This window comes from Microbacterium sp. SD291, assembly GCF_017355365.1.
Taxonomy (GTDB): Bacteria; Actinomycetota; Actinomycetes; order Actinomycetales; family Microbacteriaceae; genus Microbacterium.
This window is the reverse complement of sequence record NZ_JADIJR010000018.1, coordinates 43,872-65,401: the sequence shown is the minus strand read 5'-3', so window position 1 is coordinate 65,401 and position 21,530 is coordinate 43,872. Positions and strand designations below refer to the sequence as shown.

At 69.4% G+C, this 21,530-nt stretch carries 20 protein-coding genes and 1 tRNA gene; 10 read left to right on the top strand and 11 right to left on the bottom strand.

Translation table 11 applies throughout. From position 1 onward, the window contains the following. Positions 1-195 precede the first annotated feature (195 nt). The 6 genes from tkt to pgl are packed head-to-tail and all read left to right on the top strand — an operon-like array spanning position 196 to position 8,295. Complete coding sequence (gene tkt / locus IPV10_RS11350) at positions 196-2,292, top strand: transketolase (RefSeq protein WP_207483894.1); 2,097 nt, start codon at positions 196-198, stop codon at positions 2,290-2,292. Continuing rightward, entirely contained in the window at positions 2,289-3,401 is a 1,113-nt protein-coding gene (gene tal, locus IPV10_RS11345) for a transaldolase (protein WP_207483892.1), read from the top strand. Before tkt ends, tal begins: the two co-directional genes overlap by 4 nt. Beyond that, positions 3,398-5,005, top strand: coding sequence for a glucose-6-phosphate isomerase (locus tag IPV10_RS11340; RefSeq protein WP_207483890.1), 1,608 nt, complete (start codon positions 3,398-3,400; stop codon positions 5,003-5,005). The genes tal and IPV10_RS11340 overlap by 4 nt, the downstream gene beginning before the upstream one ends. Before the next feature lie 22 nt (positions 5,006-5,027). Further along, positions 5,028-6,578, top strand: coding sequence for a glucose-6-phosphate dehydrogenase (gene zwf, locus IPV10_RS11335; protein WP_207483888.1), 1,551 nt, complete (start codon positions 5,028-5,030; stop codon positions 6,576-6,578). Beyond that, positions 6,575-7,510 (top strand): glucose-6-phosphate dehydrogenase assembly protein OpcA, encoded by a 936-nt coding sequence (locus IPV10_RS11330; protein WP_207483886.1) that lies wholly within the window; start codon positions 6,575-6,577, stop codon positions 7,508-7,510. The genes zwf and IPV10_RS11330 overlap by 4 nt, the downstream gene beginning before the upstream one ends. Beyond that, positions 7,507-8,295 carry a 6-phosphogluconolactonase gene (gene pgl / locus IPV10_RS11325; RefSeq protein ID WP_207483884.1) on the top strand — a complete coding sequence of 263 codons (789 nt, stop codon included), beginning with the start codon at positions 7,507-7,509 and terminating at the stop codon, positions 8,293-8,295. The genes IPV10_RS11330 and pgl overlap by 4 nt, the downstream gene beginning before the upstream one ends. Here the strand turns inward: pgl and IPV10_RS11320 are convergent. Then, positions 8,289-9,302 (bottom strand): DMT family transporter, encoded by a 1,014-nt coding sequence (locus IPV10_RS11320; protein WP_207483902.1) that lies wholly within the window; start codon positions 9,300-9,302, stop codon positions 8,289-8,291. The genes pgl and IPV10_RS11320 overlap by 7 nt on opposite strands. A 61-nt stretch (positions 9,303-9,363) precedes the next feature. Between IPV10_RS11320 and def the strand changes: the two genes are divergently transcribed. Both def and IPV10_RS11310 read left to right on the top strand, forming a co-directional pair. Then, a complete protein-coding gene (def, locus tag IPV10_RS11315; RefSeq protein ID WP_207483882.1) occupies positions 9,364-9,930 on the top strand; it encodes a peptide deformylase in 567 nt (188 codons plus the stop codon). A 116-nt stretch (positions 9,931-10,046) separates the two neighbouring features. Continuing rightward, positions 10,047-10,562, top strand: coding sequence for a septum formation family protein (locus IPV10_RS11310; RefSeq protein ID WP_207483880.1), 516 nt, complete (start codon positions 10,047-10,049; stop codon positions 10,560-10,562). 75 nt (positions 10,563-10,637) lie between these two features. On the opposite strand, the gene IPV10_RS11305 is transcribed toward IPV10_RS11310, so the two are convergent. The 7 genes from IPV10_RS11305 to dusB form a co-directional block, all read right to left on the bottom strand. Beyond that, complete coding sequence (locus IPV10_RS11305) at positions 10,638-11,198, bottom strand: CDP-alcohol phosphatidyltransferase family protein (RefSeq protein ID WP_207483878.1); 561 nt, start codon at positions 11,196-11,198, stop codon at positions 10,638-10,640. Between the two features lie 134 nt (positions 11,199-11,332). Continuing rightward, the gene (locus IPV10_RS11300; protein ID WP_207483876.1) at positions 11,333-12,589 is read right to left on the bottom strand and encodes a threonine/serine exporter family protein; all 1,257 of its coding nucleotides are present in this window, start codon (positions 12,587-12,589) and stop codon (positions 11,333-11,335) included. 69 nt (positions 12,590-12,658) lie between these two features. After that, positions 12,659-12,734: transfer RNA gene (locus IPV10_RS11295), tRNA-Asn, on the bottom strand. 97 nt (positions 12,735-12,831) lie between these two features. Next, positions 12,832-13,605, bottom strand: a complete 774-nt coding sequence (locus IPV10_RS11290) for an ATP-binding cassette domain-containing protein (RefSeq protein WP_207483875.1) — start codon at positions 13,603-13,605, stop codon at positions 12,832-12,834. 36 nt (positions 13,606-13,641) lie between these two features. Continuing rightward, positions 13,642-15,513 carry a DNA primase gene (dnaG, locus tag IPV10_RS11285; RefSeq protein ID WP_207483873.1) on the bottom strand — a complete coding sequence of 624 codons (1,872 nt, stop codon included), beginning with the start codon at positions 15,511-15,513 and terminating at the stop codon, positions 13,642-13,644. Continuing rightward, entirely contained in the window at positions 15,513-16,934 is a 1,422-nt protein-coding gene (locus IPV10_RS11280) for a deoxyguanosinetriphosphate triphosphohydrolase (protein ID WP_207483870.1), read from the bottom strand. The genes dnaG and IPV10_RS11280 overlap by 1 nt, the downstream gene beginning before the upstream one ends. Further along, a complete protein-coding gene (gene dusB, locus IPV10_RS11275) occupies positions 16,924-18,099 on the bottom strand; it encodes a tRNA dihydrouridine synthase DusB (protein WP_207483868.1) in 1,176 nt (391 codons plus the stop codon). The genes IPV10_RS11280 and dusB overlap by 11 nt, the downstream gene beginning before the upstream one ends. 60 nt (positions 18,100-18,159) lie before the next feature. Here dusB and IPV10_RS11270 point away from each other — a divergent pair, with 60 nt between their 5' ends. Further along, a complete protein-coding gene (locus tag IPV10_RS11270) occupies positions 18,160-18,654 on the top strand; it encodes a glutathione peroxidase (RefSeq protein ID WP_207483866.1) in 495 nt (164 codons plus the stop codon). On the opposite strand, the gene IPV10_RS11265 is transcribed toward IPV10_RS11270, so the two are convergent. After that, positions 18,651-19,337, bottom strand: a complete 687-nt coding sequence (locus IPV10_RS11265) for a DsbA family protein (RefSeq protein ID WP_207483864.1) — start codon at positions 19,335-19,337, stop codon at positions 18,651-18,653. The genes IPV10_RS11270 and IPV10_RS11265 overlap by 4 nt on opposite strands. Before the next feature lie 64 nt (positions 19,338-19,401). Here IPV10_RS11265 and IPV10_RS11260 point away from each other — a divergent pair, with 64 nt between their 5' ends. Next, entirely contained in the window at positions 19,402-20,016 is a 615-nt protein-coding gene (locus IPV10_RS11260) for an AAA family ATPase (RefSeq protein WP_207483862.1), read from the top strand. Here the strand turns inward: IPV10_RS11260 and IPV10_RS11255 are convergent. Together IPV10_RS11255 and recO are read right to left on the bottom strand one after the other, a co-directional pair. Beyond that, on the bottom strand, positions 19,956-20,759 hold the full coding sequence (locus IPV10_RS11255; protein WP_207483860.1) for an isoprenyl transferase: 804 nt from the start codon (positions 20,757-20,759) through the stop codon (positions 19,956-19,958). The genes IPV10_RS11260 and IPV10_RS11255 overlap by 61 nt on opposite strands. Continuing rightward, positions 20,756-21,502: a DNA repair protein RecO gene (gene recO / locus IPV10_RS11250; protein WP_207483858.1), complete on the bottom strand. Its 747-nt coding sequence runs from the start codon at positions 21,500-21,502 to the stop codon at positions 20,756-20,758. The genes IPV10_RS11255 and recO overlap by 4 nt, the downstream gene beginning before the upstream one ends. Positions 21,503-21,530: the final 28 nt, after the last annotated feature.

Genomic DNA, 21,530 nt, shown 5'->3' with positions numbered 1-21,530 from the left:
GGCGCGATCGGTCCTCCACTTCACATGGACTTTTCCAACGATGTGAGACGTTGTAAGACGGAGTAACGCGGTGACACGCACCGCTATGCTGAAACCACTCGCGCGCCCGGCGCTCAAGCACCCTCTTCCGTAACGTAGCGGACCGCGATATTGCAGCCCGGGCGCCTTCGATGATTGTTGAAGAAGGGCATCACCGTGTCGGAACTGCAGTGGGATGAGATCGATCGGCGCGCGGTGGACACTGCGCGCCTTCTGGCTGCGGATGCCGTGGAGAAGGTCGGCAACGGCCACCCCGGCACCGCGATGAGCCTGGCACCCGCCGCCTACCTCCTCTACCAGCGCGTGCTGCGCCACGACCCGGCCGACACCGACTGGCTCGGCCGCGACCGCTTCATCCTCTCCGCGGGCCACTCCTCGCTCACGCAGTACGTCGAGCTGTACCTCGGCGGCTTCGGGCTGGAGCTCGATGACCTCAAGGCGCTTCGCACCTGGGGCTCGCTCACGCCGGGTCACCCCGAGTACGGTCACACCAAGGGCGTCGAGATCACCACCGGACCGCTCGGCCAGGGTCTCGCGTCCGCCGTGGGATTCGCCTACGCCGCCCGCTACGAGCGCGGCCTGTTCGACCCGGAGGCGGCAGCAGGCACCAGCCCGTTCGACCACTTCGTCTACGTGATCGCCGGCGACGGCGATCTGCAGGAGGGCGTGACCAGCGAGGCATCCTCGCTCGCGGGCCACCAGCAGCTCGGCAACCTGATCGCGATCTACGACTCGAACCAGATCTCGATCGAGGACGACACCAACGTCGCGTTCACCGAGAACGTCGCCGCGCGCTACGAGTCTTACGGCTGGCAGGTCCAGACCGTCGACTGGAAGAAGACCGGCGAGTACGTCGAGGACGTCGCGGAGCTCCACGCGGCGATCGAGGCCGCCAAGGGCGAGACCGACAAGCCGTCGCTGATCATCCTCAAGACCATCATCGGCTGGCCGTCGCCCGGAAAGCAGAACTCCGGCAAGATCCACGGCTCCGCACTCGGCGCCGACGAGCTCGCAGCCACGAAGAAGGTCCTCGGCTTCGACCCGGAGCAGCACTTCGCGGTTGCCGACGACGTCATCGCCCACACCCGCGGTCTCGCCGAGCGCGCCGCCGAGGACCGCGCCGCCTGGCAGCAGTCGTTCGACGCCTGGGCCGCGGCGAACCCCGAGCGCAAGGCTCTGCTCGACCGCCTCGAGGCACGCGAGCTGCCCGCCGGCATCGAGTCCGCCCTGCCCGTCTTCGCCAGCGGCAAGGACGTCTCGACCCGCGCCGCATCCGGCCAGGTGATCAACGCCCTCGCCGCCGAGCTCCCCGAGCTGTGGGGCGGCTCCGCCGACCTCGCCGAGTCGAACCTGACCACGATCAAGGACGCCAAGTCCTTCATCCCCGCCGAGTGGTCCACCCACGAGTGGTCGGGTGGCGAGTACGGCCGCGTGCTGCACTTCGGCATCCGCGAGCACGCGATGGGCGCGATCATCAACGGCATCGTGCTGCACGGCCCGACCCGCGCGTTCGGCGGCACGTTCCTCATCTTCAGCGACTACATGCGCCCGCCTGTGCGCCTGGCCGCCCTGATGAACGTCCCCAGCATCTTCGTCTGGACGCACGACTCCGTCGCGCTCGGCGAGGACGGCCCGACCCACCAGCCGGTCGAGCAGATCGCGACCCTCCGTGCGATCCCGAACTTCACCCTGGTCCGCCCCGCCGACGCCAACGAGACGGCCGCCGCGTGGCTGGAGATCCTCCGCCGCCATGAGGGCCCGGCCGGCATCGCACTCACGCGTCAGAACATCCCGGTGTTCGAGCGCGGCGAAGGCGACGCCGCTGGTGACACCTTCGCGTCCGCCGCGAACGTCGCCAAGGGCGCCTACGTCCTGGCCGACGCCCCGAACGGCTCGCCGGACGTCATCATCGTCGCCACCGGCTCCGAGGTGCAGCTCGCGGTCGACGCCCGCACGGCGCTCGCCGAGGAGGGCATCAACGTCCGCGTCGTGTCCGCCCCGTCGCTGGAGTGGTTCGACGAGCAGGATGAGACGTACCGTGAGAGCGTGCTGCCGGCATCCGTCACCGCCCGCGTCTCCGTCGAAGCCGGATCCGTCCTCAGCTGGCGCGGCATCGTGGGTGACCGCGGACGCTCGGTCGGCATCGACCACTTCGGCGCCTCAGCCGACTACAAGACCCTGTTCGAGAAGTTCGGCATCACCACCGAGGCCGTCATCGCGGCCGCCCGCGAGACCATCAAGGAGAACTCATGAGCACCCCCACCGCAGACCTCGCCGCCGCCGGTGTCAGCATCTGGCTGGACGACCTGTCCCGCACACGCATCTCCTCCGGCAACCTCGCCGACCTGATCGCGACCCGCGACGTCGTCGGCGTCACCACCAACCCGACGATCTTCGCGAACGCGATCACCAACCCGGATGACACGTCGTACGACGCGCAGGTCACCGAGCTCGCCGCATCCGGCGCCACCGCAGAGGAGGCCGTGTTCGCGGCCACCACGCAGGACGTCGGCGCGGCACTCGACGTCTTCCGCCCGGTCTGGGAGGCTTCCGGCCACGTCGACGGCCGCGTCTCGATCGAGGTCTCCCCCGACCTCGCGCACGACACCGCAGGCACCGTGGCGCAGGCCAAGCAGCTGTGGGCGAAGATCGACCGCCCCAACCTTCTCGTCAAGATCCCCGCGACCAAGGCCGGCCTGCCCGCCATCGCCGAGGCGATCGGCGCGGGAATCAGCGTCAACGTCACGCTGATCTTCAGCCTGGAGCGCTACGCCGAGGTCATCGAGGCGTACCTCACCGGACTCGAGACGGCGAAGGCGGCCGGCATCGATCTGTCGAGCATTCACTCGGTGGCCTCCTTCTTCGTGTCCCGCGTCGACACCGAGACCGATAAGCGCCTCTCGACGGTCGGGACGGATGCCGCGGAGGCTCTGAAGAGCAAGGCGGGTCTCGCGAACGCCCGGCTCGCGTACGAGCTGTTCGAGCAGACCTTCGCCGGTGAGCGCGCCCAGGCGCTGCTCGCCGCCGGCGCCAACCCGCAGCGTCCCCTCTGGGCCTCGACCGGCGTGAAGGACCCGGCGCTGCCGGACACCCTGTACGTGACCGAGCTCGTCGCCGCCGGCGTCGTCAACACGATGCCGGAGAAGACGCTCGAGGCGACCTTCGATCACGGCGTCGTCGCCGGCGACACGATCACCGGCGGCTACGAGGAGGCCCGCGCGGTCTTCGCCGGCCTCGCGGACGCCGGCATCGACTTCGCCGACGTCACCCAGGTGCTCGAAGACGAGGGTGTCGCGAAGTTCATCGACTCGTGGCACGACCTGCTCACCCAGGTGGCCGGGGCGCTGGACACCCAGCGATGACATTCTCCATCCACACCTCGGGCGCCCCCCGCGCGGCGATCGATGAGACCGTGCCGGCACTCGTGCACGATCTCGTCGCCTCGCGCATCACCGGCGGCGACGCGTCGCTGTGGGGCCCCGAGGCCGAGCCCGAGGCGTCGATCCGCCTCGGGTGGGTGGAGGCCGTCACCGTCTCCCGGCCGCTCGTCGCGGAGATCGCCGCCCTGCGCGCTGAGCTGAAGGCCCAGGGCGTCAACCGCGTCGTGCTGGCAGGCATGGGCGGTTCATCCCTCGCGCCAGAGGTCATCGCGCAGACCGCCGGCGTGGCGTTGACCATCCTCGACTCGACGGCGCCGGGGCAGGTCCTCGCCGCTCTCGACGACGGGCTCGAGAACGCGGTGCTCGTCGTCTCCTCGAAGTCGGGATCCACCGTGGAGACCGACTCGCAGCGTCGCACCTTCGAGACGGCCTTCCGCGACCTCGGCATCGACCCTGCCGAGCGCATCGTCGTCGTCACCGACCCCGGTTCCCCGCTCGACGCCTCCGCGCGTGAGGCCGGCTACCGCGTCTTCAACGCCGACCCGAACGTGGGCGGCCGGTATTCGGCTCTCACCGCTTTCGGCCTCGTGCCGTCGGGCCTCGCGGGCGTCGACATCGGCGAGCTGCTGGACGAGGCCGAATCCTCGCTGCTGCAGGTCGCCGTCGACTCCGCCGAGAACCCCGCGCTGCGACTCGCTGCGGCGATCGCCTCGACGAAGCCCCGTCGCGACAAGCTCGGCCTGATCACCGACGGCACGCACATCAACGGCCTGCCCGACTGGATCGAGCAGCTCATCGCGGAATCCACCGGAAAGGCGGGCACCGGGATCCTCCCCGTCGTCCTGCTCCCGGTGTCGCCCGAGCTCGACAGCACGCCGGCGGACCTGCAGATCGTGCGTCTGGTCGACGACGCGAACGAGTTCCACCTGAGCGAGCGCCACGAGGGCGAGATCCTCGTCAGCGGCACGCTCGGCGCGCAGTTCGTCGTCTGGGAGTACGCCACCGCGATCGCCGGGTACCTGCTCGGCATCAACCCGTTCGACCAGCCCGACGTCGAGTCGGCCAAGATCGCCGCGCGCGGCCTGCTCGACGCGCGCCCGGAGCCCACCGCTCCGGCGTTCGTGGAAAGCGGCGTCGAGGTTCGCGTCTCCGATCCCGCCCTCGCCGTGTCCGGAACCGTCGAGGGCGTCCTCGACGCGCTCTGGGCGCAGCTCTCGGAGGACGGCTACGTCTCGATCCAGGCGTACGTGAACCGTCTCGACGTGCCCCAGCTGCAGGGCCTTCGCGAACTGGTAGCCGCCGACTCCGGCCGCCCGACCACGTTCGGCTGGGGTCCGCGGTTCCTGCACTCCACCGGTCAGTACCACAAGGGCGGACCTGCCCAGGGCGTGTTCCTGCAGATCCTGGAGCGCACCGACGTCGATCTCGAGATCCCAGACCGCCCGTTCACGTTCGGGCAGCTCATCGAGGCACAGGCAGCCGGCGACGCCGGCGTCCTCGCCGAGCATGGACGCCCCGTCGTCTCGCTCACCATCACCGACTCGTCCGCCGACGTGCTCACCCTGTTCGAAGCCGCCCAGAAGTAACAGCCTGGAGAATCCCCCACCGATGTCTGTTCCCATCTCGCGCGGGCACAACCCGCTGCGTGACCCCGATGATCGCCGCCTCAACCGGATCGCAGGGCCCAGCGCCCTCGTGATCTTCGGGGTCACCGGCGATCTGTCACGCAAGAAGCTCATGCCCGCCGTCTACGACCTGGCCAACCGCGGCCTCCTCCCTCCCGGCTTCGCGCTGGTCGGCTTCGCCCGCCGCGACTGGGAGGATCAGGACTTCGCCCAGGTCGTCTACGACGCCGTGAAGCAGCACGCCCGCACCCCGTTCCGCGAGGAGACCTGGACCCAGCTGCTGCAGGGCATCCGGTTCGTGTCCGGCGAGTTCGACAACCCCGAATCGTTCCGCAAGCTCCGCGAGACCGTGGAGAAGCTGGACACCGAGCGCGGCACGATGGGCAACCACGCGTTCTACCTGTCGATCCCCCCGAAGGACTTCCCGCAGGTCGCCAAGCAGCTCAAGGAATCCGGGCTCGTCGGCGAGGACAGCGACGACGACGAGTGCTGGCGTCGCGTCGTGATCGAGAAGCCGTTCGGGCACGATCTGGAGTCGGCGCGCGAGCTGAACGCCGCCCTCGAAGTCGCGTTCTCACCGGACTCGATCTTCCGGATCGACCACTATCTCGGCAAGGAGACGGTGCAGAACATCCTGGCGCTGCGCTTCGCGAACGAGCTGTACGAGCCGATCTGGAACCGCAACTACGTCGACCACGTGCAGATCACGATGGCCGAGGACATCGGCGTCGGCGGTCGTGCCGGGTACTACGACGGTGTCGGCGCCGCGCGGGACGTCATCCAGAACCACCTTCTGCAGCTCCTCGCCCTCACCGCGATGGAGGAGCCGATCAGCCTTTCGGCCGAGCATCTCCGCTCCGAGAAGGAGAAGGTCCTCGCCGCCGTGCACGTTCCGGACGACCTGTCGCTCGCGACGGCACGCGGACAGTACGCCGGAGGCTGGCAGGGCGGAGAGCAGGTCACCGGATTCCTGGACGAGGAGGGGATGAACCCCGAGTCGGCCACCGAGACCTACGCCGCGATCAAGCTCGAGATCGACACGCGCCGCTGGGCGGGCGTGCCGTTCTACCTGCGCACCGGCAAGCGACTGGGCCGGCGCGTGACCGAGGTCGCCGTCGTCTTCAAGCGCGCACCGGAGCACCTGTTCGGCCGCTCCAACGCATCCGAGCTCGGGCAGAACGCGCTCGTGATCCGCGTGCAGCCCGACGAGGGCGTGACCATCCGCTTCGGCTCGAAGGTGCCTGGCAACGGCACCAACGTCCGCGACGTCACGATGGACTTCGGCTACGGCCACGCATTCACGGAGGCGAGCCCCGAGGCGTACGAGCGCCTGATCCTGGACGTCCTGCTGGGCGACCCGCCGCTGTTCCCGCGGCACGAGGAGGTCGAGCTCTCCTGGAAGATCCTCGACCCGGTGGAGAAGTTCTGGGCCGCCGAGCCCGGCCCTGTTGAGCAGTACGCGCCCGGCTCGTGGGGTCCGGCATCCGCCGACGACCTCCTGGCCCGCGACGGACGAGTCTGGAGACGCCCGTGATCATCGACCTTCCCGACACGACCGTCAGCCAGGTCGCGAAGCAGCTCGTCAAGGTGCGCGAAGAGGGCGGCGCGGTCGCTCTCGGACGCGTGCTCACCCTGGTCATCTCGGCGCGCAACGGCGTGGCCGAGGCGGCGATCGACGCGGCCAACGACGCATCCCGCGAGCACCCGATGCGCGTCATCGTGCTCACCACCGGAGACGGCGAGGCGCGCCTCGACGCGCAGATCCGCGTCGGCGGGGATGCCGGCGCCAGCGAGGTCGTGGTGCTCCGCGCCTTCGGCGACGCCGCGAGCAACGAGGAGAGCCTGATCACCGGTCTCCTGCTGCCGGACGCACCCGTCGTCGCATGGTGGCCGGAAGGGGCCCCGGCCTCCCCCGCCGCCTCTCCGCTCGGGCGCATCGCGCAGCGGCGGATCACGGATGCCGCCACCGCGGCCGACGTGCGCGGTCGTCTCGCGCTGCTGGGCGAGACGCATGCGCCCGGCGACACCGATCTCGCGTGGACCCGTCTCACGCACTGGCGCGAACAGCTCGCCGCTGTCCTCGACCAGCCGCCGTACCAGGAGGTCACCGCAGTCGAGGTGCGCGGAGCCTCGGCTTCGCCGTCGACCGCCCTGCTGGCCGCATGGCTGCAGATGGCTCTCGACGTGCCGGTGCGCTGGTCGTACGAGGACCCGGAGCACTGGCAGGAGGGCATCAAGTCGGTGCGACTGACGCGCGCGGCCGGAGACATCCTGCTGGAGCGTCCGGCGCCCGGGATCGCCGTGCTGACGCAGCCGGATCAGCCCGATCACGACCTGCACCTGCCTCGCCGCACGCTGCGGGAGTGCCTCGCCGAGGAGCTGCGACGGCTCGACCCCGATGTGCTGTACGGTCGAGTCATCACCGAGGGCTGGGAGAAGCTGGGTCCGCCCGAGACAGGAGCATGATGTCGATGCAGACAGCGTCCGCAGAGAAGCGGGTCGTGGTCGCAGCCACTCCCGCGGCAGTGGCTGCCAGGGTGGCCGACAGGTTCCTCACACGTCTGCGTGCACGAACTCGCAGCGGCCGCATCGCCCACGTCGCCCTTACAGGCGGCTCGATGGGCGGTGCGGTGCTGCGTGCCGCCGCCGAGGATCCGAGAGCCGCGCAGATCGACTGGTCGCTGGTGCACTTCTGGTGGGGCGACGAGCGCTTCGTGCCGCGCGATCATTCCGACCGCAACGCCCTGCAGTCGCGTGAGGCGCTGCTCGACCGCATCCCGGTGCCCGCCGAGAACGTGCACGAGGTCGCCGGCTCGGACAGCGGGCTGACTCTCGACGAGGCGGCATCCGCCTATGCGGCGGAGCTCGCCCGATTCGGCACGGAGGAGAATCCCTGGCCGTCGTTCGCCGTGTGCTTCCTCGGTGTCGGCCCTGATGGCCACATCGCCTCGCTCTTCCCGGATCGTCCGGAGGTCACGGTGACGGATGCCGCGGCACTTCCGGTTCGCGACTCGCCCAAGCCGCCTCCGGAGCGGGTGACGCTGACCCGTCCGGTGCTGAACTCCTCGAAGCGCGTGTGGCTGGTGCTGACCGGCGCAGACAAGGCCTCGGCTCTGGGCCTCGCCCTGGCAGGCGCGAGCTACACGAGCGTGCCGGCTGCCGGCGCGAAGGGCCGCAAGCGGACGATCTTCTTCGTCGACGAGGCTGCGGCGTCCGAGGTCTCCCCCGACCTCATCGATCCCGCCTACTGAGGCTGGATCCCCCGGCCGGCGGACGGATCGTCCGGGTGGTGGGGAGACGATCCCGAGCTGCCCCGGCTGATGCCGAGGCCCTGGCTCTCGCTGAGAACCTGCGGGTGATACCTGGCGAGTCCGACGACGCCCCAGACGGCGATGGCGCCGGCGACGCCGAAGATCACGAGCACCCAGCCGGGCGCTGCGGCGGCCTCGCCGAGCACGACCATGCCGATCAGCACCGCGATGAGCGGATCGACCACGGTGAGACCCGCGATCACCAGGTCGGGCGGGCCGGAGCTGTAGGCGGTCTGCACGAAGTAGGCGCCGACCACGGATGCGGCGACGAGCGCGATCACGCAGACGAGCGTGATCCATTCGAAGTTCGCGGCCTCGATGCGCTTGATCACGGCCTTCGCGAGCGTGGCGACGAAACCGTAGAGGATGCCGGCGCCGACGACGTAGAACAGCGCACGCATCCGGTGCCGGAGGATGAGCCAGCAGGCCCCGAGGACGATGATCACCACGAGCAGTACGGCGAGGATCGTGAACAGCTCGAGGTCGGCTATCTCCTTCTCCGTCGCGAAGATCGCGGCGAACGAGACGAACAGGAAGATGCCGCCCACGCAGCACACGATCGCCGTGATCGACTGCCTGGTCGGCGTGTGCCCGGAGATCCGCGCGTTCAGCAGTGTGGTGATCACGAGCGCGATCGCCCCGAGGGGCTGGACCACGATCAGCGGCGCGAGCGAGAGCGCAGCCAGCTGGCAGATGATCGCAAGGCCGAGCATCAGGGTGCCGATCAGCCAGGACGGGCGCGTGAGCAGGCGCTTGACCTGATCCATGCTGAGTCCGGTCGCGCCGTCGGCACCGCTGAGACGCTCCACCTTCTCGACGCCGCGGTGCTGATACTGCGCCCCGAGCGACATGAAGACCGCACCCGCGAGTGCCAGCGGGATGCCGAGGAGAAGTTTGGGGTTCTGGAACACGCCGACGAGCTGTTCGCCGACATCCGCCCCACTCATCCATACGGAGATGCTCACACTACGACCCTACCCGCCGACTTGCGCCCATTAGGGTTATGGCGTGGCCGTACTTCCGATTCGAATAATGGGCGATCCCGTCCTGCACTCCCCCGCTTCCGCCGTCGATGAGATCACCGACGAGATCCGCGCTCTCGTGGCGGACATGTTCGAGACCATGGACACCGCCCCCGGTGTCGGGCTCGCGGCACCGCAGGTGGGCGTGTCTCTGCGCATCTACACGTATTCCTACGTCGATGATGACGACGAGCCCTGGCGCGGTGTGATCATCAACCCCGAGCTGTGGATGACGCCGCTCGAGCCGGGCGGCCCCGACCCGGACCTCGAATCCGAGGGCTGCCTGTCTTTCCCGGGCGAGCGGTTCCCGCTCCGCCGCTCCGAGCGCGTCCGGGTGACCGGGATCGATCTCGAGGGCCGGCCGGTCTCGATCGCGGTCGACGGCTGGCGTGCGCGGATCATGCAGCACGAGTTCGACCACCTCGACGGCATCCTCTACGTGGACCGCCTGACGGACGGCGACTGGAAGACCGTGCAGAAGATCGCGCGCAAGCGCGGGTGGGGGCGCGGCGGCGCCAGCTGGATGCCGGGAGTCGACGACCTCGAAGGCTGATCGCTCCCAGCGCGGTCACAGCATCCTCGGAGTTGCATCACAGACTCCGCCCCGGATAGCGTGCTCTGGGCGGGCTCTTCCATGCCCGCGCACCAAGAGGCTCTGGAGGGGTAATCATGATGGAACTGCGCACGCGACGCGCTCTGGCGCTCGCCGGCTCAGCACTGGCTCTGTCGGTCGCACTGACCGGCTGCAGCGCACTCAGCGGCATCCTCGGCGGCGGCTCGGGAGACGCCGACCGCGATGAGGAGACCGGGCAGGTCACCGAGAGCTCGAACATCGACATCTTCTCGCTGAAGGTCGGCGACTGCAAGATGGCCAGCGCGACCGGCATGATCGAGGACGCGGATGTCGTTCCCTGCGACCAGCCGCACGATGAAGAGGTCTACTACGAGTTCAAGATGGAGGACGGCGAGTTCTCAGACGAGGCGATCAACACGGCGACCGAGGAGTGCATCGGCGACGCGTTCACCACGTTCGTCGGGCTCGGCTTCAACGAGTCCGTCCTCGAGGTCTACCCGATCACGCCGACCGAGCAGACCTGGAACGAGATGAACGACCGGGTGATCCAGTGCGTGATCTCCGACCCGGCCGGGCAGGTCGAGGTCTCCCTCAAGGGTGCCGCGCGCTGACGATCCTGTCGTGAAGGGGGTCCCGCTTGTCCCGGCGGGGCCCTTTCGCGTTCCTGCGGCGGGTTCCGGGCCCGTTCAGCCCCGGAGCAGCGTGCGGAGGTAGCCGAAGCCGACGATCGGGTGCAGGACGGCTCCGACCCCGCAGATGACCTGCCCGACGGCGCCGACGACGTCGAATCCCGGCAGGATACCCAGGCCGATCAGCACGAGACCGGTCATGAAGACTGCAGTGCGCGCCTTCCCCAGGCCGGTCGCCGCGGGCATCTGCGCAGGTCGCTTCACGACCCACACGATGCCGAGGCAGAGGTCGACGCCGACGACGACGACGGCGACCCACAGCGGCAGGTGACCGGCGATGACGATCCCGGACGCGATGACGGCGACGCCGACGCGATCGGCGAACGGGTCGAGCAGCGCCCCGGTCCTGCTCGTCTGCCCGAGGCGGCGGGCCAGGAAGCCGTCGACCCAGTCGCTCGCCCCGAAGAGCACCAGCAGCACGAGCGTCAGCACGGGAGCGGCATGCTGCACCAGCAGCACCGTGATCGGGACCACCAGGAGCAGGCGCAGCACGGTGATCGCGTTCGGGAGAGTCGCCCAGTCGCGCACGGGCTTCGGCTCGACAGGATCTACAGTCATTCGTCGGCCTCGTTCCCTCCGTCGTCCGCGGCATCGCCAGAGTACCGCCGAGGTGCGGCAGATCTGCGGGAACGTGCCGGGAACGCTGATCCTGGCCGCGCGAGCGCGGGTGAACGGCTGGCGATCGCAGCCGGTCAGGCCTCGTTGCGTCCGAGACGGAGCAGCCGCCACCAGTGCGTGTCGGTGACGATCGATCCGACTTTGGTGCCGATGCAGAGGCTGACGAAGACGGCCGGAGCCGAGGGGACGCTGCCGACGTCGAACGACGCGAGGGCGACCAGGCCGACGGTCCCCGGCACCAGGAGCAGGAACGCCGGCTGGAAGGTGATCGTGGCAGGGATGGCGAGCGTCGACCGCTCGATCAGCCGGGCGAGCGCGAAGAGGACCGCGGCCGTCGCACCGGTCGCGATCACGTTGCCCCAGAACGGCGCGAGTGCGAAGAGCAGCGCGTAGGCGATGCCCATCGCGGCGATGCTGACGGCCGTGAGCCGGTACCCGGCTCCGAACGCCAGACTGATGCCCACGGCGACGGCTGCGACGCCGAACCAGCTGAACGCGGCCGGCGGAAGCGAGGCCCATGCGGGCGCCGTGCTGATCACACCGGTGACGTCGGTGAGCAGGATCGCCGAGTCCTGGTCGATCTCGAGCCCGATCAGGGCGCTGCCCGCTGCGATGCCCGCGGCCATGAAGGCCAGCTGCACGACGCCGTAGACGAGGCGGGAAGCACCCGCGACGACATCGGCCGCAGTGAGCTCCAGCAGCGCATTGGTGATCATGGCCCCTGGCACCAGGATCGCGATCGGCGCGCAGACGGCGAACAGCGGCACGGTCGAATAGCCCAGGACCGCGGCCGATTCACTCACCAGGACGGTCGAGAGCAGCGCGATCAGGAACGGGATGATCGCCGCGGCCGGACGGATCCTGCGAAGGCCCTCTGCCACTCCGCCCACCAGGGCGGCGACGAGGGCCGCCACGAGGATGGACCACCACGGGCAGCGGAACAGGACAGCCAGGCCCCCGGCGAGAAGCGCGTTGCCGACGACCCACCGCAGCATCGGCATCCGCATCACCGCACCGCGGATGCGCTCCTGCTCGGAGCCGAGGGCCGTCTCGAGGGTGATCCGCCCGGCGCGCAGTCGATGCATGAGCCTGCTCACCATGGCCGACTGACGGGTCGACAGCGACGACGCGAGCGTCATCCGCAGGATCGGGGCCTGCGTGCCTCGGATCGGCGAGACGAACACGGCCTCAGGCAGCACGGCGAACGCCATCTCATGCTCCGGTGCGACGCGGTCGCGGACCTCCTCGAGCGCCTCGCGGGTGTCCGTCGCCGAGAATCCGGCCTCGAGCAGGAGCGCCCCGAGTTGCGCGAACTGCGAGGATTGCGTCATCCGCCCAGGCCTTCGTCGACTGTGATGAAAAGGGAGAACCCCCGGCCTTCATGCGAAGGCCGGGGGTATTGGCTCCCCGGCTTGGACTCGAACCAAGAACCTGCCGGTTAACAGCCGGCTGCTCTGCCAATTGAGCTACCGAGGAATGTGCTCCGCTGCGCGGGCAACTCGTCAATCCTAGCAAACTCCGAAGGATGCTCGTGACACGGGGCGCCCGTCGGGCGTGTCGATGCCGACGAGTCTCACGGCTGCGAATCGGCCTCGGCGTTCGGTGCCCACAGCAGGTCCTTGCCGACGCCTCTGGCGACCACATGCCCGCCGCGAAGCATCAGCGTCTCGGCGTTCAGCTCCCGGATGAACGCCGCGTCGTTGGTCACGAGCAGCGCTCCCATCCCCTGCTCGCTGCGGCGGCGGGTGATCGCATCGAACACGACCGGCCGCACCTCGAGGTCGAGGTTCGCGAGGATCTCGTCGGCGATCAGCACGCGCGGCTCCAGGACGAACGCCCGTGCGATCGCGACCCGCTGCCGCATGCCTGCGCTCAGCTCGTAGGGGAACCTCACGGCGGTGCCGAGTGGCAGGTGGAGCTCGTCCAGCAGCGTCGCGACGCGGATCGACAGCGCCTTGGAGTTGACGCGCCTCTCCCTCGTCAGGATCGGCTCCGCGATGATCTCGCTGACGGTGAGGCGAGGCGGCAGGTCAGCGCCGGCGCCCTGGGGGACGAAACCCGTGCGGTAGGTGAGCACGCGCTGCTTGCGGCCGGGACGCCGCACGTCGACGCCGCACACCTGCGCGCTGCCGCCGACGATCTTCACGGACGAGTCGACGGCGCCGGCGAGAGCCGCGACGAGCGTGGACTTCCCCGACCCGGTCGGACCCGCCACGCAGATCAGGTCACCAGGGGCGAGCGAGAACGTCACGCCGTCGACGGCCTTCGTCGGAGCGCCGTGACCGAGGCGGTCGATCACCAGATCTGAGCAGTCGATCACGTTGGTGGATTCGAGCCGGCGGGACATGGTCCCATCCTCCCCCGCAAGCGCCGCTCGCGGTGGTTACGACTCGGCGAACCGCTGCCGCTCGACGCTGATATCCCTCAGGCGGATGCCGAGCGCCCGCCCACCGTCCGAATCGGCCGGCACACGCTGCAGCGCTCCCAGCAGCTCCTGCTTCTCGTCTTCGAGCGCCCGCAGGATCAGACGGCGTGAGAGGCCATTGGCCGAGGCGACTGCACCTTCCTCGTCGCGTGCGGGGAACGGCGTCATCAGCAGCTCGCCCGCGAGCGACCGGTACGGCTCGCGCACCGAGTTCACGGCATCCGTCACCCAGCCGGGTCGCGCGCGGTCGCTGGCCGCGATGATCGCCTGGCGGATCGCCTCCAGGCTGGGCGTGCGGAACGGCGCCTCGAAGGCACGTCCGAGCAGGGCCTGATCCACCTGATGCCCGTACTGCAGCGCACCCATCACGGCATCTCGCTCCAGTGCCACGTCCGCCGTGCGCGGCAGGCTGGCGAGCGTCACCGGCGCGAGGCCGGGAGCACCGCCGTCACTGCCCATCGAGCTCGCGTCCTGTCGCGTGGGCTCCTGCCGGACTGCAGGCTGGCCACCGCCGCGGGCGGCTCGCTCGACTTCGCCGTGCACCTCCATCGGGTCCATCCCGAGGCGGCGAGCCAGCACCCGCTCGTAGCCGGGGCGCAGCAGCCGGTCCCTGATCTCCGCGACGATCGGCGCGGCGGCGCGCAGCGCGCCGACCCGGCCCTCCACTGTGGAGAGGTCGAAACCGCCGAGCTTGCGATCGATCGCGAACTCGAACATCGGCACCTTGGCCTCCATGAGTCCTCGCACCGCCGCGTCGCCGCGCTGGAGGCGGAGGTCACAGGGGTCGAGCCCGTCGGGCGCCACCGCCACGAAGGTCTGCGCGTTGAACCGGTCGTCCTCGGTGAACGCCCGCAGCGCGGCCTTCTGTCCCGCCTCGTCGCCGTCGAAGGTGAACACGACTTCGCCGGAGGCGTTGTCGTCGCCCATCACCCGGCGGAGCACCTTGATGTGGTCGGTGCCGAACGCCGTGCCGCAGGTGGCGATCGCGGTGGTGAGACCGGCGAGGTGACAGGCCATGACGTCGGTGTACCCCTCGACCACGACGACCCGCCGCGGATCGCCGCGCGAGATGTCGCGCTTGGCGAGGTCGAGGCCGTACAGCACCTGCGCCTTCTTGTAGATCGGCGTCTCCGGGGTGTTCAGGTACTTCGGCCCGTTGTCGTCGTCGAAGAGCCTGCGGGCGCCGAATCCGATGGTCTGCCCCGAGACGTCGCGGATCGGCCAGACGAGCCGGCCGCGGAAGCGGTCGTACACACCGCGCTGCCCGGTGGAGACGAGGCCGGCGGTGCTGAGTTCCTCGCGCGTGAAGCCCTGCGCGGTGAGCGCCTTCAGCATCCCGTCCCAGCCCCGAGGGGCGAACCCGACCCCGAAATGCGCTGCCGCCCCCGCGTCGAAGCCCCGTTCGCCGAGGAACCGGCGGCCGGCCTCGGCATCCGGCGAGAGCAGCTGCGCGCGGAAGAACTCGGCTGCCGCGGTGTTGGCGGCGTACAAGCGGCTGCGTCCGCTCGTCTCGGGGGCCGCTCCGCCGTCCTCGTAGTGCAGCGAGTAGCCGATACGGCCGGCGAGGCGTTCGACGGCCTCCGTGAAGCTGACGTGATCCATCTCCCTGAGGAACGAGTACACGTCGCCGGACTCGCCGCAGCCGAAGCAGTGGTAATACCCGACCTGGGGCCGGACGTGGAAGCTCGGGCTCTTCTCGTCGTGGAACGGGCACAGGCCCTTGAGCGACCCGACTCCTGCTGATTTCAGCGCCACCCGCTCCCCGACGATGTCGGCGATGTTCGTGCGCGCCTTGACCTCGTCGACGTCGGCCTGGCGGATGCGCGGCATCAGACGGCCCCGTCGGCTGCCGGACGAGCGCCGGCGTTCACCGGCACCGGCCGCCGCTCGCCACGCGAGCGCGAACCGGGGTGTGCGTGCCGCGGCGTCCAGATCCCGACCTCGGCCGGGTCGATCTCGCCGACCAGGCGGTTGTGCCAGTCGATCGCGCTCTGATCCGTCAGGCTAGCGATCTGATCTACCACGACCCGGGCGCGCTCGGCATCCGTCGTGGAGGCGACGAAGTCGGCCGCGAACGCCGGCTCCAGCACATCCGCTCCGGCCGACCACAGCGCGTCGGTCGACCAGAGGGCATCGGCGAGGCGCGTGAGCACGCGCCGCTGCTCCTTGTAGACGCCCTTGCGCGCATCGATCGTGACGATCGCCTGACCCATGATGCCCTTGAGCACGGCGATCTCGGCCTCGACCACGCGGGGCACGACCACGTGCGCGTTGTACCGGACCAGTGCTGGGCCCGCGTAGGCATCGCGGGTCGCCGCGACGGATGCGCGGGCGAAGCGGCCGATGAAGTCGCTGGTGAGGTTCTTCAGCCTGGCGAGATCCTGGCGGGAACGGTCGAACGAGCGCAGCCACATGGGCAGGCTTGCGAGCCGGTAGAGACCGTCCGCGAGCTCGTCGCGAGTGAAGTCGTAGCCGACCCACTGCTGGATGCGATCGATCAGCGCCTCGTGCTCGAGGGGGTCGGACAGCTGTGCGACGTCGAGGTAGCCATTGACGATCGCATCCTCGAAGTCGTGCACGGAGTACCCGATGTCGTCGGAGAGGTCCATGATCTCCGCCTCGATGCAGCGAAGCCGCCCGGGGGCGCCCTCCCGCATCCAGCGGAACACGGCCTCGTCCTCCGGGTAGACCCCGAACTTCAGGCGCCCGCCCGGGTCGGGTACGGGACTGTCGACCGTCCACGGGTACTTGCAGGTCGCGTCGAGGCTCGCCCTGGTCAGGTTGAGTCCGACCGAGTGGTCGCCGTCATCCAGCACCTTCGCCTCGAGCCGGGTCAGGATGCGCAGCGACTGCGCGTTGCCTTCGAAGCCGCCGATGTGCGCGGCCCACTCGTTCAGCGCCCGCTCGCCGTTGTGCCCGAACGGCGGATGCCCGAGGTCGTGGCTGAGGCACGCCGTGTCGACGACATCGGCCGAGACGCCGAGGGCAGTGGCGAGCTCGCGGCCCACTTGCGCCACCTCGAGCGAATGCGTCAGGCGATTGCGCGCGAAGTCCGCCGTGCTCGCCGGACTCAGCACCTGCGTCTTCGCTGCCAGCCGGCGCAGAGCCGCGGAATGCAGCACGCGCGCCCTGTCTCGCGCGAAATCGTCACGCTCGGAGCGATGGGTCTCGGAGAAGAAGCGCTCGGCGTCGCGCGGGTCGTAGCCGTCCGGTCTGGCCTGCCCTGAGCCGGCCGAAGGGTCAACCGCCACTGTTCTCGATCTCCGCTCCTCGCATCATCTCCGACGCTGATGCCGCGAGCTCCCGCGACTCCAGCCACTTGTCCGGCAGTGCGGGGCGCTTGGGCCGGCCGGCGCGGCCGCGCTGGCCCTCGGCATCCGCACCGGGGTAGGGAGCCGAGTGGTCGAGCTGGCCGAGCAGGTCATCGATCTCGGCCAGGCTGGATGCCGTGGCGAGGCCCGTGCGGATGTCTCCGCCGACCGGGTAGCCCTTGAAGTACCAGGCGACGTGCTTGCGGACGTCGCGGCATCCGCGATCCTCGTCCTCGAAGAACTCCGTCAGCAGCTCGGCGTGCCGGCGGAACGCGTTGGCGACGAAGCCGAGCGTCGCGTCCACCACTCGCTGGGTCCCTGAGCTGGTCGAAGGGTCCGCGCCGAAGGCCGCGGCGAGCTCGCCGAACAGCCACGGCCGGCCGAGGCAGCCCCGGCCGACGACCACGCCGTCGCAGTCCGTCTGCGCCATCATGCGCACCGCGTCATCCGCAGACCAGATGTCGCCGTTGCCCAGGACCGGGATGCTGGTGACCGCCTGCTTGAGCTCGCCGATCGCGTTCCAGTCGGCGTTGCCGGAGTAGAACTCGCTCGCGGTGCGCGCGTGCAGCGCGACGGCGGCGGCGCCGGCGTCCTCCGCGGCGCGCCCGGCGTCGAGGAAGGTGAGGTGATCGGGGTCGATGCCCTTGCGCATCTTCACCGTGAGCGGCACATCTCCGGCGGCCTTCACCGCACGGGTTACGATCTCGGCGAACAGCGAGCTCTTCCAGGGGAGCGCCGCTCCCCCGCCCTTGCGGGTGACCTTGGGCACCGGGCACCCGAAGTTCAGGTCGATGTGGTCGGCGTGGTCCTCGGCGACGATGATGCGCACGGCCTCGGAGATGGTGTGCGGGTCGACGCCGTACAGCTGGATCGAGCGGGGCGTCTCAGACTCGTGATGCCGGATCAGGCGCATCGTGGTCTCGTTGCGCTCGACCAGGGCGCGAGAGGTGATCATCTCGCTGACGTAGAGCCCGGCACCGTACTCGCGGCAGAGCCGGCGGAACGCGGTGTTGGTGATCCCCGCCATGGGTGCGAGGACGACCGGAACGTCGAGGTCGATCGGTCCGATGCTGAGGGTGCGGGCGGAGGTGGTGGCGAGAGTCATGACTCATCCATTCTCCCAGACCCGGGCCCTGCACCGGCCCACCGACCTAGGCTTGTGGATATGACCGATTCCGCAGTCCGTTCCATCCCCTTCACCGACGCCGCAGGCCAGGAGAAGACCCTGGACGATCTCGGGGCCGAAGTCGTGCTCGTCGTGAACGTCGCGTCCAAGTGCGGTCTCACCCCGCAGTACGAGCAGCTCGAGGAGCTGCAGCGTCTGTACGCGGACCGCGGGTTCAGCGTGGTCGGCTTCCCCTGCAACCAGTTCTTCGGCCAGGAGCCGGGCTCGGTGGATCAGATCCTCGAATTCTGCTCGACGACCTACGGCATCAGCTTCCCGATCAGCGACAAGGTGAAGGTGAACGGCAAGAACGCCGCCGACCTCTACAAGGCGCTGAAGGAGGCTCCGGATGCCGACGGCAAGGCCGGCCGCGTGGCATGGAATTTCGAGAAGTTCCTGGTGCTCCCGGACGGCGACGTGCTCCGCTTCCGGCCGAACGTCACGCCCGACAACCCCGCGATCGTCGAGGCCATCGAGGCGGCGCTGCCCCGCTAGACCGCCGCGGCCTCCGGCTCGCTCTCTCCGCGCTTCGCCCAGAGGTCGCGCAGCACGTTCTCGAATGCCGCGGGCGGCTGCGCGCCGCTGATGCCGTACTGGCCGTCGATCACGAAGAAGGGCACGCCCTGGATGCCGTAGGCGCGGGCCTGTGCCTGGTCCTGGCGGACGGCGGGAAGATAGAGCTCGGCCTCGAGGGCCTCGCGCGTCTCGGCGGCGTCCAGTCCCACCTCGACGGCGAGGTCCACGAGATCGTCGACGCGCCCGACGTGCCTGCCCTCGGTGAAGTAGGCGGACATCAGCCGCTCCTCCATCGCGTGCTGCTGACCCTTCGCCTTCGCGAAGTGCAGCAGCTCGTGCGCCTTCACGGTGTTGGTGTGCTGGAGCAGGTCGAAGCGGTACTCGAGTCCGGCATCCGACGCCACTCCGGTGACGTGGGAGAGCATCTGCTCGACCTGAGCACGCGGCATGCCCTTGTGACCGGCGAGGAAGTCGACCTCGTCACCGTCGAAGTCGACAGGGGTGTCGGGTGAGAGCTCGAACGAGTGGAAGGTGATGCTCACCTCAGGGGCGTCGTCGTCCGCCGACACCGCATCGAGCCCCTTCTCGAGGTTGCGCTTGCCGATGTAGCACCACGGGCAGGCGATGTCGGACCAGATGTCGATCGAGATGGGTTCAGTCACACTCTCATCCAACCGCATGCACCTCGGTGCTATTCCGCCTCCCCTCCGCGGGTAGGATTCTCGGATGCTGTCCGCCGACGATCCACTCCCGTTCCGGCCGGAGAGAGTCCTCATCGCCGGGGTGACGGGGTCCGGCAAGACCACGCTGGCGCGGCGTCTCGCGGAGCTCTGGGATATCCGGCACGTCGAGATCGACGGCCTATTCCACGGGCCGGAGTGGACGCCGCGTCCGACCTTCCTCGATGACGTCCGCGCGTTCGCCGCCGAGGAGCGCTGGGTCACGGAGTGGCAGTACACGAGCAAGGGGACGGACGAGATCCTCACCCCTCGTGCGCAGCTGGCGCTCTGGCTCGACTACCCTTGGCCCGTCGTGCGCACGCGACTGGTGCGCCGCACGATCGGCCGCAGCATCCTGCGCACCGAGATGTACAACGGCAACGTCGAGAAGCCGCTCTGGAGACTCCTGGCCACACGGGACCCTGACGAGAACATCCTCGCCTGGCAGTCGAAGACCCGGTCCTTCTGGGCGGAGCGGATGCCGGCGAAGCGTGAGCAGTTCCCGCACCTGATCATCGTGCGCCTGCACCACCCCCGTGAGACCGAGCAGTGGCTCCGAGTTCAGGCTGAGGCGTCCGGTGTGTCCACCGCCCCGCCGAAACGGCGATCCCGCGACAGGTAGATGCCGATCGCCCGCCACAGCTCCTCACGGGAGAAGTCGGGCCAGAGCGTGTCGAGGAAGACCATCTCGGCGTACGCCGCCTGCCAGAGCAGGAAGTTCGAGGTGCGCTGCTCGCCCGAGCTCCGGAGGAAGAGGTCGACGTCGGGCATGTCCGGCACATACAGGTTCCGGCGGATCATCTTCTCGGTGATCGCCTTCGGCTTGACGCGTCCTGCGGCGACGTCCTCGGCGATCGAGCGCATCGCGTCGACGAGCTCGACCCGGCCACCGTAGTTCACGCACATGGTGAGGGTGAGCACGTCGTTGTTCTGCGTCAGCTGCTCGGCGTACTGGAGCTCCTTGATGACGCTCCCCCACAGCCGAGGCCTGCGGCCGGCCCAGCGCACCCGCACGCCCCACTCGTTGAGCTGATCACGCCGTCGATGCAGCACGTCGCGGTTGTAGCCCATCAGGAAGCGCACCTCCTCGGGCGAGCGCGCCCAGTTCTCGGTCGAGAACGCGTACACGGAGAGGTGCTTCACGCCGGCCTGGATGGCGCCGGCAACCACGTCGAGCAGCACCTCCTCCCCCGCCTTGTGACCCTCGATGCGGTTCAGGCCCCGTCTGTTCGCCCAGCGACCGTTGCCGTCCATCACGATCGCGACATGTTCCGGCACCGCGGGGAACGCCGGGGGGTGCACGCCCGTCCAGTCGAGCGGGCGGTACGCGACGGCATCCTTGTGGGTATAGGGCTTGGGGCTCACCGTGCTCCTTCTCGAGGGGTGTCGGCCACGAGATGCGCGAGCGAGCGGATGCCGCGCTCCAGGTGCCACTGGGCGTATGCGGCCACGAGACCGGATGCCGCCGCGTTGTCCGCGTGCGGCGCCGCATCGATCGCGTCCCACTCGCCGGCCATCAGCGATCGCAGCAGCGACAGCGTCTTCTCGGCGACCCGCGGGCTGCCGGCCGGCGCGCAGTTCGTGCACACCGCGCCTCCGAGCTGGCCGACGAAGTGCGCATGCGGACCCGGCGCGGCGCATCGAGCGCAGTCGCCGAGCGACGGGGCCCAGCCGGACAGCGCCATCACCCGCAGGAGATACGAGTCGAGGATGCTGCGCGGGGAATGCTCGCCGCGGGACAGCGCCCTCAGTCCGCCGACGAGCAGCAGGTACTGCTCCGGCGTCGCCTCCGAGTCGCTGAGCCGATCGGCGGTCTCGACCATCGCATTGGCCGACGTGAACCGGTCGTAGTGCGCCGCGATGTCCGAGCCGTAGGACCCGAGCGACTCCGCCTGCTGGACGATGTCGAGCGAGCGCCCCTGATACAGCTGCACGTCGGCCACCATGAACGGCTCGAGCCGCGCCCCGAACTTCGACGAGGTGCGCCGCACGCCCTTGGCGACCGCTCTGACCTTGCCGTGCCTCCGCGAGAGCATCGTGACGATGCGATCCGCCTCACCCAGCTTGTGGGTGCGCAGGATCACCACTTCGTCTCGGTAGGTCGGCATCGTTCGATTATCCTCCGTGCGGGACAAT